The organism is Collinsella tanakaei (assembly GCF_016900375.1).
Lineage (GTDB): Bacteria > Actinomycetota > Coriobacteriia > Coriobacteriales > Coriobacteriaceae > Collinsella.
The window spans coordinates 92232-106549 of sequence record NZ_JACJKB010000001.1 but is presented as its reverse complement, the minus strand read 5'-3'; the positions used below and the strand labels follow the sequence as shown (position 1 = coordinate 106549).

Sequence of the window (14318 nt, the reverse complement as noted above, 5' to 3'; positions counted from 1 at the left end):
AACCGCACGTCGGGCTACTCTGCACCCACAAGAGCGCGGCAGAACGCGTGCGCGTCGAACTTCTGGAGATCGTCGACCTGCTCGCCCACGCCGATACGGAAGATGGGCAGCTTGAGCTTCGAGGCCACCGCCATGGCGATGCCGCCCTTGGCCGTGCCGTCAAGCTTGGTCATGACGATGCCGTCGAGACCGAGGGCCTCGTTGAACTCGAGCGCCTGGGAAAGACCGTTCTGACCGGTGGCCGCATCGATGACGAGCACCACATGAACCGGCATGGGACCGGCAGCGCACGACGCGGCGCGCTTGCGCGTCACGTTCACGACCTTGGCGAGCTCGCGCATGAGCTCGACGGAGGTATGCAGGCGCCCGGCGGTGTCGATAAGCACGAGCTGGCTTCCCTCGCGCTCGGCGACGTCCAGCACGTCATAGCACACGCTGGCCGGATCGGCGCCGCGGTCGCGCTTGACCACAGGAACGCCGGCGCGCTGGCCCCACACGTCGAGCTGCTCGATGGCGGCTGCGCGGAAGGTATCGGCGCTGCCGATAACCGTCTTGATGCCCGACTGGGCAGCAGCGCTTGCGATCTTGCCGACCGTCGTGGTCTTGCCGGCGCCGTTGATACCGACGAACAGCACGACCGAGGGCACATCGGTAAACGGGTCGGAGGCGGGCGTCACGAAGGTCTCCTCGAGACGGCTCGCAAGCGCATCCTTCAGCTGGCGCGAGGTCTTCAGGTTCTTGCGAGCCGCAAGGTCTCGCAGGTCGTCGGTGACCGACATGGCCACATCGGCACCCATATCGCCCATGACGAGCGTATCCTCGAGGTCCTCCCAGAAGGATTCGTCGACCTCGCCGCCGAAGTAGAAGACCTCGTTGATGGCCTCGCGGCTGCGCTCGAGGCCACGCTTCAGAGAATCAAACAGACCCATTATGCATTCACTACCTTTCCGGTCTCACGGTCGAGCCGCTGGCTGACCACGCGACTCACGCCGTCCGCCTGCATGGAGACGCCGTACAGCACGTCGGCATCCTCCATCGTGCGGCGCTGGTGGGAAATGACAAGCAGCTGCGTCGTATGGCGCAGATGGTCGATGGCGCCGATCAGCTTGCCGAGGTTCGAGTCGTCAAGTGCGGCCTCGACCTCGTCGAGCACGTAGAAGGGCACCGTACGCGTACGATACACGGCAAACAGCAGAGCGAGGGCCGTCAGGCTCTTCTCGCCGCCGCTCATGAGCATCATCTTGGTGATGCGCTTGCCGCGCGGCTGCGCCACGACCTCGACGCCGGTCTCGGACGGATGGTCGGGATCGGTCATCTCGAGGTGCGCGTTGCCGCCCGGGAAGAGCATCGAGAACACCTCGCGGAAGTTCGCGTCAACCTTCTCGAAGGTGGTCACGAACTGCCGGCGCATCTTGCGGTCGATGGCAGCCGTGATCTTGGTGAGCGCACCGCGGGCGCTCTCGAGGTCGGCAAGCTGCGCCGCGATGTAATCGGAGCGCTCGCGCAGGCGCTCGTACTCCTCGAAGGCGACCTGGTTCACAGGGCCGAGATTGTTGATCTGGCGCACGATGTCCGCAAGCTCGCGCTCGCAGGCGGCGCGGTCGTCGGGCGCGGGAAGCGCCAGCGCCTCCTCGAGCACCGTCGAGCCGTCCGACGTGATGGCGGCGATGGCGTTCTCGACCTGGACCTCGAGCTTGCCGCGCTCGACCTTGACGTCGTTCACCTCGGCGGTCGCGGTGTCGACGGCCCCCTTGGCTGCCTCGACCTCCCCGCGTGCGGCCTCGATCGTCTTCTTGAGCGAGGCGGAATCGGCCTCCTCGATGGACGCCTGGTCGCGCAGGCGCGCCGCCCAGTCGAGGGCACGCTCGGAAAGCGCCAGGTAGCGATCGTGCAGCGGATCGACGCGCAAGCGCAGGACCTCAAGCGAGCGGGATGCCTGGCGCGTCGCGCGGATACGGCGATCGATCCCCTCCAGGCGGCGCTCGAGCTCGGGAGAGCGCGCCTCGAGGCTCTTCAGGCGCTCGGCCGCCTGCGCGGCGCGGACCTTGGCATCGGCCAGCTTGCCCGCAGCCTCGGCGTCATCGCGACGCACGCGCTCGAGGTCGTCATCGGCCTCCTCCACCTGGGCGGAAAGCTCCTCGACCTCCTCGCGGGCCTCATCGCGAACACGGGCGAGCTCATCGAGGCGCGGCTGGGCCTCGCGAACGGAAGCGGAGGCCTCCTCGCGGCGCCGCTCGACCTGAACACGCTCGGAATCGGCACGCGTAAGGCTCTGCTCCAGGCGGCCGATCTCGGAGATGACGGAGGTGCGCTCGCCCTCGAGCTGGGCGATCTCGCCCGCAAGCTCGCCATCGACGCTGCGCGCACGCGCCAGCGCCTCGGACGCCTCGGTCACGAGCGCAGACGCGCGCTCCAGTCGGGCGGAAAGCTCCGGCTCGACCTCTTCGAGCTCGCGGATGCGGCGCTTGCGCTCGAGGATGCCGGCGGCGACATCCCCGGCAGCGCCGATGCGCACGACGCCGCCCGCGCTCACGCGGGCACCGTCGGGAGTCACGTAGACGACGCCGTCGAGCGCAGGCGCCGCGAGCGCGTCATCGAGCGAATCGACGACGTACACGCCGCCCAGCAGCGCCGCGACCGCAGGGCCGTACCCCTCGCGGACGCGAAGGCGCTCGACCAAGCGGTAACCGGCAACTCCTTCGACCGCATCGGACGCGCTAGCCGTACGAGCCAGCAGCACCGCCTCGCCCGAGGAGGCGCTTTGGTCCAGCGCGAAAGAGCCCAGCGCGCGCAGAGCGTCGACGTTATCGACGACAAGCGCTTCGATATCGGTTGCAAGCAGACGTTCGACCAGGTCCTCGAGCTCGCGGGGAGCCTCGATGATGTCGCCCAGGTGCGCCCGCACGGTGCCCGCATGGGTGCGCGCGACCTTGGATGCCAGCGGACTCGAGCCATCCATGCGCTCGTCGATACGGCGCAGGCTCGCGAGCTCGGAGGTCACCTCGGCATGCGCGGTGCGCGCCTCGGCTTCCTGCTTGCGACGGTCGTCGAGCGCGGCCTGAGCGGTCTCGCTCGCGCCCTTAGCCTCTTCTCGGCGCGTGCGTGCGCCGTCGATCAGCTCGTCGAGCTCCGTCGCGCGATCGCGGCGCGACTCGAGCTGCGCCGCCACGGTCTCCACCTGCTCGACGAGCTGCTCGAGCCGCGAGGCGTACATCGAGTCCTCGAGCTCGGCGTTCGAGAGCTTCTCCTTCACCTTGACGTATTCCAAGGCGGCGTCGTCGGCTCGGCGCTGCGCGTCGCGGCGAGCGCGGTTGAGGCGCGTGAGCAGCTCATCGAGCTCCATCCGGCGTGCGTGGAGCTCATCGGCTGCCGGCTCGAGCGACGCCACGTCCTCGCGGGCCACCTGCGCAGCAGCACGGACCTCATCGAGCTGGCAGCCGATGTCCTCAAGATCGGCGACGACCTTCTTGCGCTGATGCTCAGAGCCCGACAGCGTGCCGCGCATCTCGGAGAGACGCGCGACCATGTTGCGCCCCTTCTCCTCGAGCAGACGCATGTCGGAGCCGATGCGCCCGACGATATCCTGCATATGCCGGCGCTGCTCGCCCAGATCTCCGACGAAAAGACCCTTCTCCTCGAGCATCACCTGGAGCTTCTCGAGCTCGCGCTGCTTCTCGCCCAGGCGGTAGCGGGCAAGCTCGAGCGCCGCCTCGGCCTCCTTGCCGCGGCCCTCGAGGTCGCCCCACAGCGCCTGCAGGCTGCGCAGCTCATCGACAGCGAGAATCTGCGTCAGCTCATGGGCGCGCGTCGTGAGGTCGCGGTGCTTGCGCGCACGGTCGACCTGGCGCTCCAGCGGCTTGAGCTGGCGGTTCACCTCGCGGCTGATATCGCGAGCCCGCTTCAGGTGCTCGTCCATCGAGGCGATCTTGCGGGCGGCGCGTTCGCGGCGACGCTTATGTTTCGAGATGCCCGCGGCCTCCTCGATGAGGCTGCGGCGTTCCTCGGGCCGGCTCTGCAGGATGGCATCGAGCTTGCCCTGGCTGATGATGGAATGCGTGTCCTTGCCGAGGCCCGAATCGTGAAGGATGTCCTGGATATCCATCAGGCGGCACGGGCTCGAGTTGATGAGGTACTCGCTTTCGCCGGAGCGGTACATGCGGCGCGTGATGGCGACCTCGTCGAAATCGACCGGCAGCACGTGGTCCGCGTTATCGAGCACGAGGGTGACCTCGGCCACGCCGACCGGCTTGCGCGCCGACGATCCCGAGAAGATGACATCCTCCATGGCCTGGCCGCGCAGCTGCTTCGCGCTCTGCTCGCCCAGCACCCAGAGGATGGCATCGGAGATATTCGACTTGCCCGACCCGTTGGGGCCCACGATGACGGTCAGGCCGGGTTCGAAGGTCATATGGGCTCGGTCGGCAAACGACTTGAACCCTTTGAGCGTGAGGGACTTCAGGTACACGGCGGCCTCGCTAACCCTGCTTGCGCTTGAGGATCACGCCGTTATGGGTGTATCCCATGCGCTCGAGGGCATCCAGAGCGGCCGCGGCCTCGGCCTCCTTCTTGGACGAGCCGCTCCCCCGCCCGCGGCGGATGCCATCGACGAGGGTTACCGCGGTGAAGGTCGGCTCATGCGCAGGCCCGCTGCTGCCCACGAGCTTGTAGGCGGGCGGCTCCATATGGTCGCGCTGCACGCACTCCTGCAGAAACGACTTGGGGTTCGTCGGGTGCTCGGCGCGCTCGGTCGCCAGATGCGGCTTCAGCGTGCGCGTGATGAACGCCTCCGCGGCCTCCCAGCCACCGTCGAGGTACAGCGCGCCCACGAGCGCCTCGTACACGTTCTCGAGCGCGGAATGCAGACCGCGCGCGCCCGTACCGGTCTCGGAGGCGCCGAAGATGATGCACTCGTCGATACCGAGCTCCTGGCCGACCTCGGAAAGCGTCATGCCGCTCACGAGCGACACCTTGAGCCGCGTGAGCTTTCCCTCATCGAAGTGCGGATAGGTCTCGTAGAGCGCCACGGCGACGATCGAGCCCAGGATGGAATCGCCCAGAAACTCGAGTCGCTCATACGAAGCATCGACGGGCTGGCCCTCCACCGCGGAAGGATGGGTGATCGCAGACCTCAGCAGCTTATGGTCGGAAAACGTATGACCGCAGATCTCCTCGACCCGCGCGAGCTTAGCCGATAGCGTCACGCCCTATGCCTCCTGAGCGGACTCGATGGCCTCGATCGCATCGGCAACGGAGGCGATGGCCATGAGCTTCTCGTCGGCGATCTCGAGCTCGAACTCGTCCTCCATGGCGGTCACGAGCTGAAGACGGTCGAGGGAATCGGCGTTGAGGTCGTCGAAGGTGGTCTGCTCGGTAATGGTGTCGGCGTCGACACCCAACACGTCGGTCGCGATGTCGACGATCGTGGCGAAGATCTCTGAACGCTCCATGAGCGATGCTCCTTTCATCGAGCCGGACAAACCGGCCGCGTGGCGTTACTCGCCAAAGATTCTACCCGCTACGGCGCCGCGGAGTATCGGCGCCGTAGCGTGTGGACGGAAATGCGACGCGCAGCCTAGCGGACGATGTTGTCCATGGACGCCGCGAGCATCTCGACCAGATTGCTGCGAACGGCGCGAGCCGCGGCGAGCGTGCCGTTCTTGACCGCCTCGACGCTCGTGGCGCCATGGCCAATCAGCACGACGCCCTGCAGGCCAAGCAGCACGGCGCCACCGTAGGCGTCACCGGAAAGCTTCTGCTGGATGGCCTTGAGGTCGTTTTTGACGAGCAGCGCCGCGATTTTGCCCTTGGTGGAGGCGAGCAGCGTGCTCTTGAGCTCGTGCAAGATGAGCTTGGCCGCACCCTCGGTCGCCTTCAGGGCGACGTTGCCGGCAAAGCCGTCGCACACAACGACGTCGAAGTTGCCGGAGGTGAAATCGGTGCCCTCGCAGTTGCCCGCGAAGCCCTTCACCTTCTTCTGCATGAGCGGGAAGCACTCTTTGGTGAAGTGAGACCCCTTGGTGTCCTCGGTGCCGTTGGAGAGCAGGCCGACGCGCGGGTTGGCGATGCCACAGACGATGCGCGCATAGGTGGCGCCCATCTGGGCGAAGCGCACGATGTCCTCGGGGTCGACATCGGGATTCGCGCCCAGATCGCAGAAGACTGTGAAGGCGCCCTTCCTGTTGGGGATGGCGCTCACGATGCACGGGCGGATAGGACGCTTCTCCCCCTCATCGGTCATGTACTTGAACGGCGTGACGTATGCGGTGGCCGCCGCGGTCATCGCACCGGTCGCGCCGGCAGAGAAGAATCCGGCCGCCTGGCCCTTCTTGACCGCGCGGCACGCAAGCACGATCGAGGACTTGCGCTTGCGCATGACAGCCTGGATCGGGTCGTCCTCCATCGTGATGACATCGGGCGCAACGAGCGCCTCGACGCGGTCGCGCGACGAGGCGAACGGCTCGACGAGCTCAGCCGGACCAACGGCGAGAACCTCGAGATCGGCGTCGGCCGCAAGGGCGGCGTCGATGCCGTCGAGGACGACCTGGGGCTCCTCGTCTCCGCCCATCACGTCGACGGCGATACGTACCTTGTTCATGGACTTATCCCCCTTATACGAGAAATGGCCGACTCAACGAGCCGGCCATGCACATCCGATGTGTGTCACGCTGCATCGCAGGTATGCGCGATCGGGTGGTCCACCGAGGCTACTCGGTGACGATGACCTCACGATCCTTATAATAGCCGCAGTTGGGGCAGACGTGATGGGGAAGCTTGACGGCGCCGCAGCGAGGGCAGACGGAGCGGGAGGGGGCGTCAATCTTCATGTTGGCGGAACGACGGGTGTGGGTGGCTCCGCGGCCCTTCTTTTGCTTAGGTACTGGCATGATGACCTTCCTTTATTAACTATCTCCGAGCACGATTACGCGCAAGTAGCGATATTATCACACGAGCAGGTATTGTACAGGACTTTATAATCTCCACACTCGAGAACGCCGCTCAAGCTGGCACTTCTCCACAATGTCCGAAAACATCTCCGTCCTGAAAATGGACATGTCCACTTTCAGGACGGAGATGTTTTCGGACATTCAGGTTCGAGCCTAGTCGAGCTTGAGGTTCTTGAGGGCGGCGAAGGGGTTCTCGTCGCTGTCGACCCATGCCTGTTCAGCCTGGTCGGCGCAGCCGCACGGACCATCATTCAGGTTGGCGCCGCAGGTCGGGCAAAGACCGGCGCAATCGGGGCGGCACAGGACTACGAACGGCGTGTCCATAACCATCGCGTCCCAGATGGCACCAGAGAGGTCGACGGTGCGCTCCGGACCCACAAGCTCGAAGCCGTCCTCATAAGACTCCGCGTCCTCGGGCTCCTCGAACAAGTAGTACTCCTCGATCTCACCGGAGATGTCGAAGCCGGCGGGCTCCAAGCAGCGGTCGCACTGACCGTCGGCATGAGCGCGCACGATACCGGTCACGAGGATGCCATCACCGGCGTTCGTAAGGACGACGTCATACGAGACGCCATCCGCAAGCGTGAACTCCTTCTCGCCGGAACTGTAGCCCGAAAGATCGAGCTTGCCGGTAAGCGAGAGAGACTCGCCCGGATTCTCAAGCTGGTCGCCGAGCTCGACGACCACCGGATCGAGGCCCTCCATTACCAAGCGCCGTTCTGGTTGCTCGCGCCCTCGTTGAGCTGCTGGCGGCAACGGGCGACCGTGGACGTCAGGCTCTTGAGGTTCTCCTCGAGGTGCGTGAACACCTGCTCGGCATAGTCCTCAGCGGCATAGCGGGTCTCGCGCTCGTACTGCTGGGCGCGCTCGCGGATGTCGTCGGCCTGCTGCTGAGCCAGGCGCACGATCTCCTGCTCGCCGGCGATGGTGAGCGCCTGCTGCTGGGCGTCGGCGATGATGGAATCGGCCTGCGCGGTCGCGCTCGCCATGAGCTCGTCGCGCTCCTTGAGGATGCGGCGGGACTTCTGCCACTCCTCCGGATAGCTCATACGGATCTCGTCGAGGATGTTGAAGAACACATCGGTCTCGATCACCTTGTACTGAGCAGATTTTCCGAAAGGCGGCTTGGCTTCGTCGATGATGCCCTCAAGCTCATCGACAAGGCTCTCGATCCTCTCGCCGGGAAAGTTGTCGCCAGCCATCAAGTCTCCTTCCGTTGGCTGCTATCAACCGAATATGGTATCACACGTAACGCGATAAGCAGGTTGCGCCCAATCGCGCATCATGATCACGCGAAATGGTCACGCAGGGCCTCGACCACGTTGGGCGGCACGAGGCTCGACACATCTCCCCCGAACGAGGCGATCTGCCTGACAACCGAGGAGGAAATATACCCGTACTGGGGGGCGCTCATGACGAAGATCGACTCGAGGTCGCTATCCAAACGATAGTTGAGGTCGGCCTGCTGGAGCTCGTACTCGAAGTCCGTCATGGCGCGCAGGCCCTTCACGAGTGCGCCTGCACCGACCTCGCGGGCGAAGTCGACGAGCAAGCCGCAAAACGGCTTGACCTCGACACCCTCGATGCCAGAAAGCGCCTCGCGTGCCAGCGCCACACGCTCATCGAGCGAGAACGTGGGACCGCTGCCGTTCTTTCCGATGGACTCGGCCACGGCGACCGTCACGTACGGAAAAAGCCTCCGCGCACGGCGCACGACGTCGATGTGGCCGAACGTGATGGGATCGAAGGTTCCGGGAACGAGCGCATGCTCGATGTTGCTGATCATAGGTTGCTTCCTCGTGTTGAAGGGACTCTGTACGATCGCTACGACTCGTCGGCGCCCTGGTACCTGAGCAGGTCGACCGAGATCGTACCGTAGCGCTTCTCGCGCTCGACCTCGAAGCCGGAGGGGCGAGCCCCGGCGTCGCCTGCCGCATGCTCGACGACGGCGCAGGCACCATCCGCAAGCAGGCCGTTGCCGGCAAGGGCGCCAAGCAGGCGCTCGGCAGGCTCTGGCCCGAGCGCATAGGGTGCATCGATGAGCACGAGGTCGAACGGCCCGCCCGAAAGACGCCCGCGCTCGGCGTGGGCGATGACATCGCCGCACACGACGCGGCCCCGGGAGGGGGCGCATCGAAGCGCGGACAGGTTCTGCTTGACGAGCGCCGCGGCGGTGCGGTCGATGTCGTAGAACACGGCGGACGATGCACCACGCGACAGCATCTCGATACCGAGCGCCCCGGATCCGGCAAACGCATCCAGCACGCGCGCGCCCTCGATGCCACCCTCGAGCGCGGCATCGACCATCGAGGCCATGGCCTCGCGCACCCTATCCGTCGTGGGACGGGTCACGTCGCGCCCGCTCGGTTCCGCGAGCTTTCTGCCCCGCCATTCACCGGCAATGACTCTCATCCGCCGCTGACCTCCTTGAAGATGTCGCCGTATCTATCGACGACTGACAAGCGTAGCGGAATCAGGGCCGTCGCGTGAAGCGTGGGGGCGTAGCGCAAAAGCTCCATGGCGTCATCATGTGCCGCCTCGATGAGATCGGTGTCGGCATCGAGGTCGACGAACCGCAGGCTCACGCCGCCATGCTGGCGAAGACCCAAGATCTCGCCCTCATGGCGCAGGCGCAAGTCGAGCTCCGCGAGCTCGAAGCCGTCCTCGGTGCGCTCGAGGGCATCGAGCCGCTCACGCGCCGGGGTGATGCGTCCGCGGGCAGCGTTTTTGGTCATGATGAAGCAGGATCCCGCCATGGCACCGCGGCCCACGCGGCCACGCAGCTGGTGCAAGGTGGCCAGGCCGAACCGCTCGCCGTTCTCGATGATCATGACGGTCGCGTTCGGCACGTCGACACCGACCTCGACCACCGTCGTGGACACAAGAATCTGGATGGCGCCGCCGCGGAACCGGTCGATGGCCTCATCCTTCTCACGCGCGCCCATCCTGCCGTGAAGCGCCTCGATACAGGCCCCGGAAAACACGGTGCGCAGGCGCTCGACTTCCGTGTCGACGGCATGCAGTGCCGCAGCCTGGGTCTCGCGCCCGTCGTCGTCGCGCTCGATCCCCGGCACGTCCTCGAGCTCATCGGCGTCGTCGCGTTCCGACACAAGCGGGCAGATCACATAGGCCTGCCTCCCCTGCTCGAGCGCCTCGCGAACCGCACCGTAGGCGATGTCACGGTTCGCCTCGTCGAGTACCCGCGTGGTCACGCCGGCGCCGGCAACGGGGCGGTGCCGAATGACAGAGGTCTCGAGGTCTCCGTAGAGCGAGAGCGCCAGGGTGCGCGGGATGGGGGTCGCCGTCATGACGAGCAGGTCGGCGCCAGGGCCCTTCGCCCGCAGCCCCGAGCGCTGTTCGACGCCGAAGCGATGTTGCTCATCGATGACGACGAGCGACAGCTTGGCGAAGTTGACGTCTTCGGACAGAACCGCATGCGTGCCGAACAGCACATCGAGCCGCCCGGAACGCAAATCGGAGCAGATCTTCTCGCGCTCGGCCGCAGGGGTCGAGCCGGTAAGCAGAGCCGAGCTCACGCCAGCGCGCTCGAGCACCGGCGTGCACTTGACGGCGTACTGCCGCGCGAGCACGCCCGTGGGCGCCATGACGCAGGCCTGGGTGCCGGTATCGGCCACCGCCGCGAGCGCGACCATGGCAACCGCCGTCTTGCCCGTGCCGACGTCACCCAGAAGCAGGCGGTTCATCACGTGGGAGCCATCAGCCATGTCGCGCAGGATGTCGTCAACCGCGCTGCGCTGCTCTTCCGTAAGGTCGAAGGGAAGCTCCGATTCCAAACGCGCGACATGCTCGCCAAGAATATGGGCCACCGGCTCGACGCCCAGAAGGTTCCCGTGGTTTCGCAGCCTCAGCGCGAGCTGGAGCAGCAGCACCTCCTCGTACGCAAGACGGCGCCTCGCGAGTTCGCGCTCCCCCATCGACGAGGGGAAATGCACGCAGCGAAGCGCGCGCGAGATGCTCATGAGCGCACGCCGCGCGCGAAGGCGCGCCGGCAGGGGATCGCTAAAGGTGCTTGCCGCCTCGAGCGCGACCGACACGAGCCGGCGCATCCACGCCTGGCTGACGCCCTCGCCCGCCGGATGCACCGGCAGGATCGTGCCGCCCGCGGAGGCGGCGTCGAGCTTTTCGTAATGGGGAGACGACATCTGCTTGAAACCGTAGGCGAACTCGACCTTGCCCATGACGGCAAGACGGTCGCCGGCCGCGATATCCCGCGAGATCCACGGTTGCTTGAAGAAGGCGACCTGCATGATGCCCGTGTCGTCGGCGATATAGACCTCGGTGACCGTCATCCGGGGACGCGGACGCTTCGTGACGACGCGGTCGACCGTGCCGACGATAGTGCAAACCTGGCCGAGCGGCGCCATCTCGACGGTATAGGCATGGGTGAAATCGAGGTAGCGGCGCGGGATGCGCAAAAGGAGGTCCCCCACCGTCTCGATATTCAGACGGCGGAGGGCCTCCTCTCGGGCTCCCGAAACATATTTCAGGCGCGAGATATCCTGTTCGAGCACGGCGGCACGCGCGAGGCGCGCAGATGCCGTGGGCACGCTGATACCGCCCGCCATGAAGCCGGCTTACTCGATCGAGAAGATCACGGGATACAGAGGCTGCTCGCCGCGATGCGGATCGATCTCGAGGTCGGGATGGGCCTCCTCGATGGCGGACACGAGGTCCTCGAAATCCTCGTCGGACATATCGGCGCCAGCGAGGATCGTGAGGGTGTCGCCCTCCTCGTCATCCTGCATGCGGGCGATGCAGTCGAGCGTGACCTGCTTGACGTCGTTGCCGACGATATCGATGGAATCGCAGATGATGCCCATGACGTCACCGGCGTGGATCGGGCTGCCATCGGCCGCCTGCGAATCGCGCACGGCGGTGGTGACCTCGCCGTCGCGGACCTCGGCGATGGCCTCGGTCATGGCCTCGACGACCTCGTCGAGCGGGGTCTCGGGCATGACGGCGAACATCGCGGAGAAGGCCTGCGGAACGGTCTTAGTGGGAACGACGGCAACTTGCTTGTCCTCGCAGGCAGTGGCAGCGGCCTCGGCGGCCATGCGGATGTTACCGTTGTTCGGCAGGATGATAACCGCCTCGGCGTTCACCTTGTTGACGGCCTCGAGCAGGTCGGCCGTGGAGGGGTTCATGGTCTGGCCGCCGGAGACGACCTCGTCGACACCCATGGAGGTCAGGATCTCGGCCTCGCCGGAACCGGCGGCGACGGCCACGAAACCGAGGGGCTTCGCCGGCTCGGCGGGAGCATCCTGGTCGGCATGGATCTTGGCGGTGCGCTCGTGGGACTCCATATCCATGTTGTGGATGAAGACCTCATAGACCTGGCCGAACTGCAACATGTGCTCGAGCACGAGGTTCGGGGTGTTGGAGTGCACGTGCACCTTGTAGTCGGGATACGAGCCGACGAGCAGCTCGCAATCGCCCATGGACGAGAGGAACTCGAGGCACTCCTCCTCGTCGAAACGCTTCTCGGCCTTGAAGAGGAACTCGTTGCAGTAGCGGAACTCCGAGCCCTCCCAGTCGTCGTTCGCCTCGATCTTCACGCGATCGAGCGCGGAATCGCGGGCCGTACCGGCGTCGAAGGTCGCAGAGAAGTCCTCGATCTGGGCGGTGCGACCCTGGGCCGCCGCCACGAAGTTCTCGAGGAAGATCGCGAAGCCGAAGGCACCGGAGTCGACCACGCCGTTCTCCTTGAGAACGGGCAGCAGATCGGGCGTGCGGGCCACGGACTGGTAGGCCTCGACGACGATGGCGTCGAGCGCCTCCTCGACGGAGAGCTTCTTCTTCTCGCACTCATCGGCCTTGGTGGAAATGTCGCGCAGCACGGTGAGGATCGTGCCCTCGACGGGCTTGCGGACGGCCTGGAAGGCGACCTTGACCGCGCGGCGCAGCGCCACGGCGATGTCGGAGCTCGTCGCCGGGCTGCCCGCGCCGATGAGGCCCTCGGCCACCCCGCGCAGGATCTGCGAGGTGATGACGCCGGAGTTGCCGCGGGCGCCCATGAGGGAGCCGTGGGTGATGGCGCCGGCGATAGCCTCCATATCGGCGTCGGCGGGAAGGGCGGAGAGCTCCTTGACCACCGAGGCGAGGGTCAGCGACATATTCGTGCCCGTATCGCCATCGGGAACGGGGAAGACGTTGAGCTTGTTGATGTCCTCCGCCTTGTCGGCCACTGCCTTAGCCGCGATCGGGAAGCACGTGCGAATGGTTTTCGAGATCATCTTGCCTTATCTCCATTAACTCGATAGGTGCTTAGCCACGCGACTTGAGCGCGTCGATGTGGATAGCGATCTTGAGGTTCGCGGGATCGATCTGGGCGATCTCAGCCAGGGTGAACGACACCGAGCTGGAGAGGTTCTGGCAGACCGACTTCATGTTCACACCGTTCTCGAGGACGATGTGGAGATCGAGCGTCAGGCCCTCCTCGGTGGCGGAGACGAGCACGCCCTTGCGCAGGCGCTGACCGGGCAGCAGGCGCACCGACTCGACACCCTGCTGCTGCTCGGCCATACCCACCACGCCGTAGCACGACATGGCAGCATAGCCGGCGATATCGGCGATGACGTCGTTGGAGACGCTCAGGCTACCGGGAATGTTCTCAGACACGGTAAATCTCCTTCCTGAATGCGCGGAACGCATCGGACATGGAAGCAATCATCACAGTATTCTACAACGACAACGTCGTTGTATGCGCTCGATATCGACGCTCCATATGTACGGCCCCCTCGCGGCGGCAGACGGCAGTATTCCTGTTTCTAAGCGTTTTTAGACCAATGGCTCGTGGCGCAACGCGACGCGCGCGGTTAGAATCGATACGACGGTGAACCCCATGCGGTTAGGATGGTCAACGTGATCAAGAAGCTCATCCTCGTGAGACACGGCAAGGCCTGCGGGCTCAAACCCGGGCAGTCCGATTTCGATCGCGAGCTCACGGACGAAGCCCGCTCGTTCCTCGCTTCGGTCGACGGCTTCATGCGCTCGTTCTACCTGCTCGATGCCCACAGCGCCTCGCATGCGACGCTCTGGTCGAGCCCGGCGGTGCGTGCGATGCAGACCGCCCAGGAGGTGGACCGCGCGCTCGGCTTCGATCACGACATCGTGCCGGTCGACAGCATCTGGGAGCAGGACGCCGACACCTTTGCCGAGCAGCTCGCGACCACCGATGCCGACTGCCTCGTCGTCGTGGGGCATATCCCCATGCTGAACGAGATGATCGAGCGCCTGAGCGGGGTCGAGCTTTCGCTCAAGCCCGGGGGCATGGCCGCCATCGACATGGATGACTCCGGCCGCTCCGGCATACTCGAGTGGTTCGTCCAGGGACCTGTTTCCGACTAGACTCCG

Annotated in this window: 14 protein-coding genes; 1 reads left to right on the top strand and 13 read right to left on the bottom strand. The window is 65.5% G+C overall.

The genetic code is table 11. From position 1 onward, the window contains the following. Positions 1–14 precede the first annotated feature (14 nt). The 13 genes from ftsY to H6A16_RS00370 form a co-directional block, all read right to left on the bottom strand. On the bottom strand, positions 15–929 hold the full coding sequence (ftsY, locus tag H6A16_RS00430) for a signal recognition particle-docking protein FtsY (protein ID WP_204615190.1): 915 nt from the start codon (positions 927–929) through the stop codon (positions 15–17). After that, entirely contained in the window at positions 929–4465 is a 3537-nt protein-coding gene (gene smc / locus H6A16_RS00425) for a chromosome segregation protein SMC (RefSeq protein ID WP_204615189.1), read from the bottom strand. The genes ftsY and smc overlap by 1 nt, the downstream gene beginning before the upstream one ends. Before the next feature lie 10 nt (positions 4466–4475). Further along, on the bottom strand, positions 4476–5201 hold the full coding sequence (gene rnc, locus H6A16_RS00420) for a ribonuclease III (RefSeq protein ID WP_204615188.1): 726 nt from the start codon (positions 5199–5201) through the stop codon (positions 4476–4478). Positions 5202–5204: 3 nt separating this feature from the next. Continuing rightward, positions 5205–5447: an acyl carrier protein gene (locus H6A16_RS00415; RefSeq protein ID WP_204615187.1), complete on the bottom strand. Its 243-nt coding sequence runs from the start codon at positions 5445–5447 to the stop codon at positions 5205–5207. A gap of 125 nt (positions 5448–5572) precedes the next feature. Beyond that, on the bottom strand, positions 5573–6595 hold the full coding sequence (gene plsX / locus H6A16_RS00410) for a phosphate acyltransferase PlsX (protein WP_204615185.1): 1023 nt from the start codon (positions 6593–6595) through the stop codon (positions 5573–5575). A gap of 109 nt (positions 6596–6704) precedes the next feature. Next, positions 6705–6884, bottom strand: a complete 180-nt coding sequence (gene rpmF, locus H6A16_RS00405; protein WP_204560275.1) for a 50S ribosomal protein L32 — start codon at positions 6882–6884, stop codon at positions 6705–6707. A 213-nt stretch (positions 6885–7097) separates the two neighbouring features. Further along, positions 7098–7649 carry a YceD family protein gene (locus H6A16_RS00400; RefSeq protein ID WP_204615184.1) on the bottom strand — a complete coding sequence of 184 codons (552 nt, stop codon included), beginning with the start codon at positions 7647–7649 and terminating at the stop codon, positions 7098–7100. Further along, positions 7649–8146, bottom strand: coding sequence for an ATPase (locus H6A16_RS00395; protein WP_204615183.1), 498 nt, complete (start codon positions 8144–8146; stop codon positions 7649–7651). Before H6A16_RS00395 ends, H6A16_RS00400 begins: the two co-directional genes overlap by 1 nt. An 86-nt stretch (positions 8147–8232) precedes the next feature. Then, entirely contained in the window at positions 8233–8730 is a 498-nt protein-coding gene (gene coaD / locus H6A16_RS00390) for a pantetheine-phosphate adenylyltransferase (protein ID WP_204615182.1), read from the bottom strand. Between the two features lie 38 nt (positions 8731–8768). After that, positions 8769–9356, bottom strand: coding sequence for a 16S rRNA (guanine(966)-N(2))-methyltransferase RsmD (gene rsmD, locus H6A16_RS00385; RefSeq protein WP_204615181.1), 588 nt, complete (start codon positions 9354–9356; stop codon positions 8769–8771). Then, on the bottom strand, positions 9353–11530 hold the full coding sequence (gene recG, locus H6A16_RS00380) for an ATP-dependent DNA helicase RecG (RefSeq protein ID WP_204615180.1): 2178 nt from the start codon (positions 11528–11530) through the stop codon (positions 9353–9355). The genes rsmD and recG overlap by 4 nt, the downstream gene beginning before the upstream one ends. A gap of 9 nt (positions 11531–11539) precedes the next feature. Next, entirely contained in the window at positions 11540–13198 is a 1659-nt protein-coding gene (locus H6A16_RS00375) for a DAK2 domain-containing protein (RefSeq protein ID WP_204615179.1), read from the bottom strand. A 31-nt stretch (positions 13199–13229) separates the two neighbouring features. Next, positions 13230–13583: an Asp23/Gls24 family envelope stress response protein gene (locus tag H6A16_RS00370; protein WP_342589693.1), complete on the bottom strand. Its 354-nt coding sequence runs from the start codon at positions 13581–13583 to the stop codon at positions 13230–13232. A 243-nt stretch (positions 13584–13826) separates the two neighbouring features. Between H6A16_RS00370 and H6A16_RS00365 the strand changes: the two genes are divergently transcribed. Then, positions 13827–14312 (top strand): histidine phosphatase family protein, encoded by a 486-nt coding sequence (locus H6A16_RS00365; RefSeq protein ID WP_204615175.1) that lies wholly within the window; start codon positions 13827–13829, stop codon positions 14310–14312. Positions 14313–14318: the final 6 nt, after the last annotated feature.

Bases quoted from the DNA above. Each gene is read 5' to 3' on its own strand.
- rpmF (WP_204560275.1), bottom strand. From the start codon at position 6,884: ATGCCAGTACCTAAGCAAAAGAAGGGCCGCGGAGCCACCCACACCCGT.
- recG (WP_204615180.1), bottom strand. From the start codon at position 11,530: ATGGCGGGCGGTATCAGCGTGCCCACGGCATCTGCGCGCCTCGCGCGT.
- coaD (WP_204615182.1), bottom strand. From the start codon at position 8,730: ATGATCAGCAACATCGAGCATGCGCTCGTTCCCGGAACCTTCGATCCC.
- H6A16_RS00375 (WP_204615179.1), bottom strand. From the start codon at position 13,198: ATGATCTCGAAAACCATTCGCACGTGCTTCCCGATCGCGGCTAAGGCA.
- ftsY (WP_204615190.1), bottom strand. From the start codon at position 929: ATGGGTCTGTTTGATTCTCTGAAGCGTGGCCTCGAGCGCAGCCGCGAG.
- rsmD (WP_204615181.1), bottom strand. From the start codon at position 9,356: ATGAGAGTCATTGCCGGTGAATGGCGGGGCAGAAAGCTCGCGGAACCG.
- plsX (WP_204615185.1), bottom strand. From the start codon at position 6,595: ATGAACAAGGTACGTATCGCCGTCGACGTGATGGGCGGAGACGAGGAG.
- H6A16_RS00400 (WP_204615184.1), bottom strand. From the start codon at position 7,649: ATGGAGGGCCTCGATCCGGTGGTCGTCGAGCTCGGCGACCAGCTTGAG.
- H6A16_RS00395 (WP_204615183.1), bottom strand. From the start codon at position 8,146: ATGGCTGGCGACAACTTTCCCGGCGAGAGGATCGAGAGCCTTGTCGAT.
- H6A16_RS00415 (WP_204615187.1), bottom strand. From the start codon at position 5,447: ATGGAGCGTTCAGAGATCTTCGCCACGATCGTCGACATCGCGACCGAC.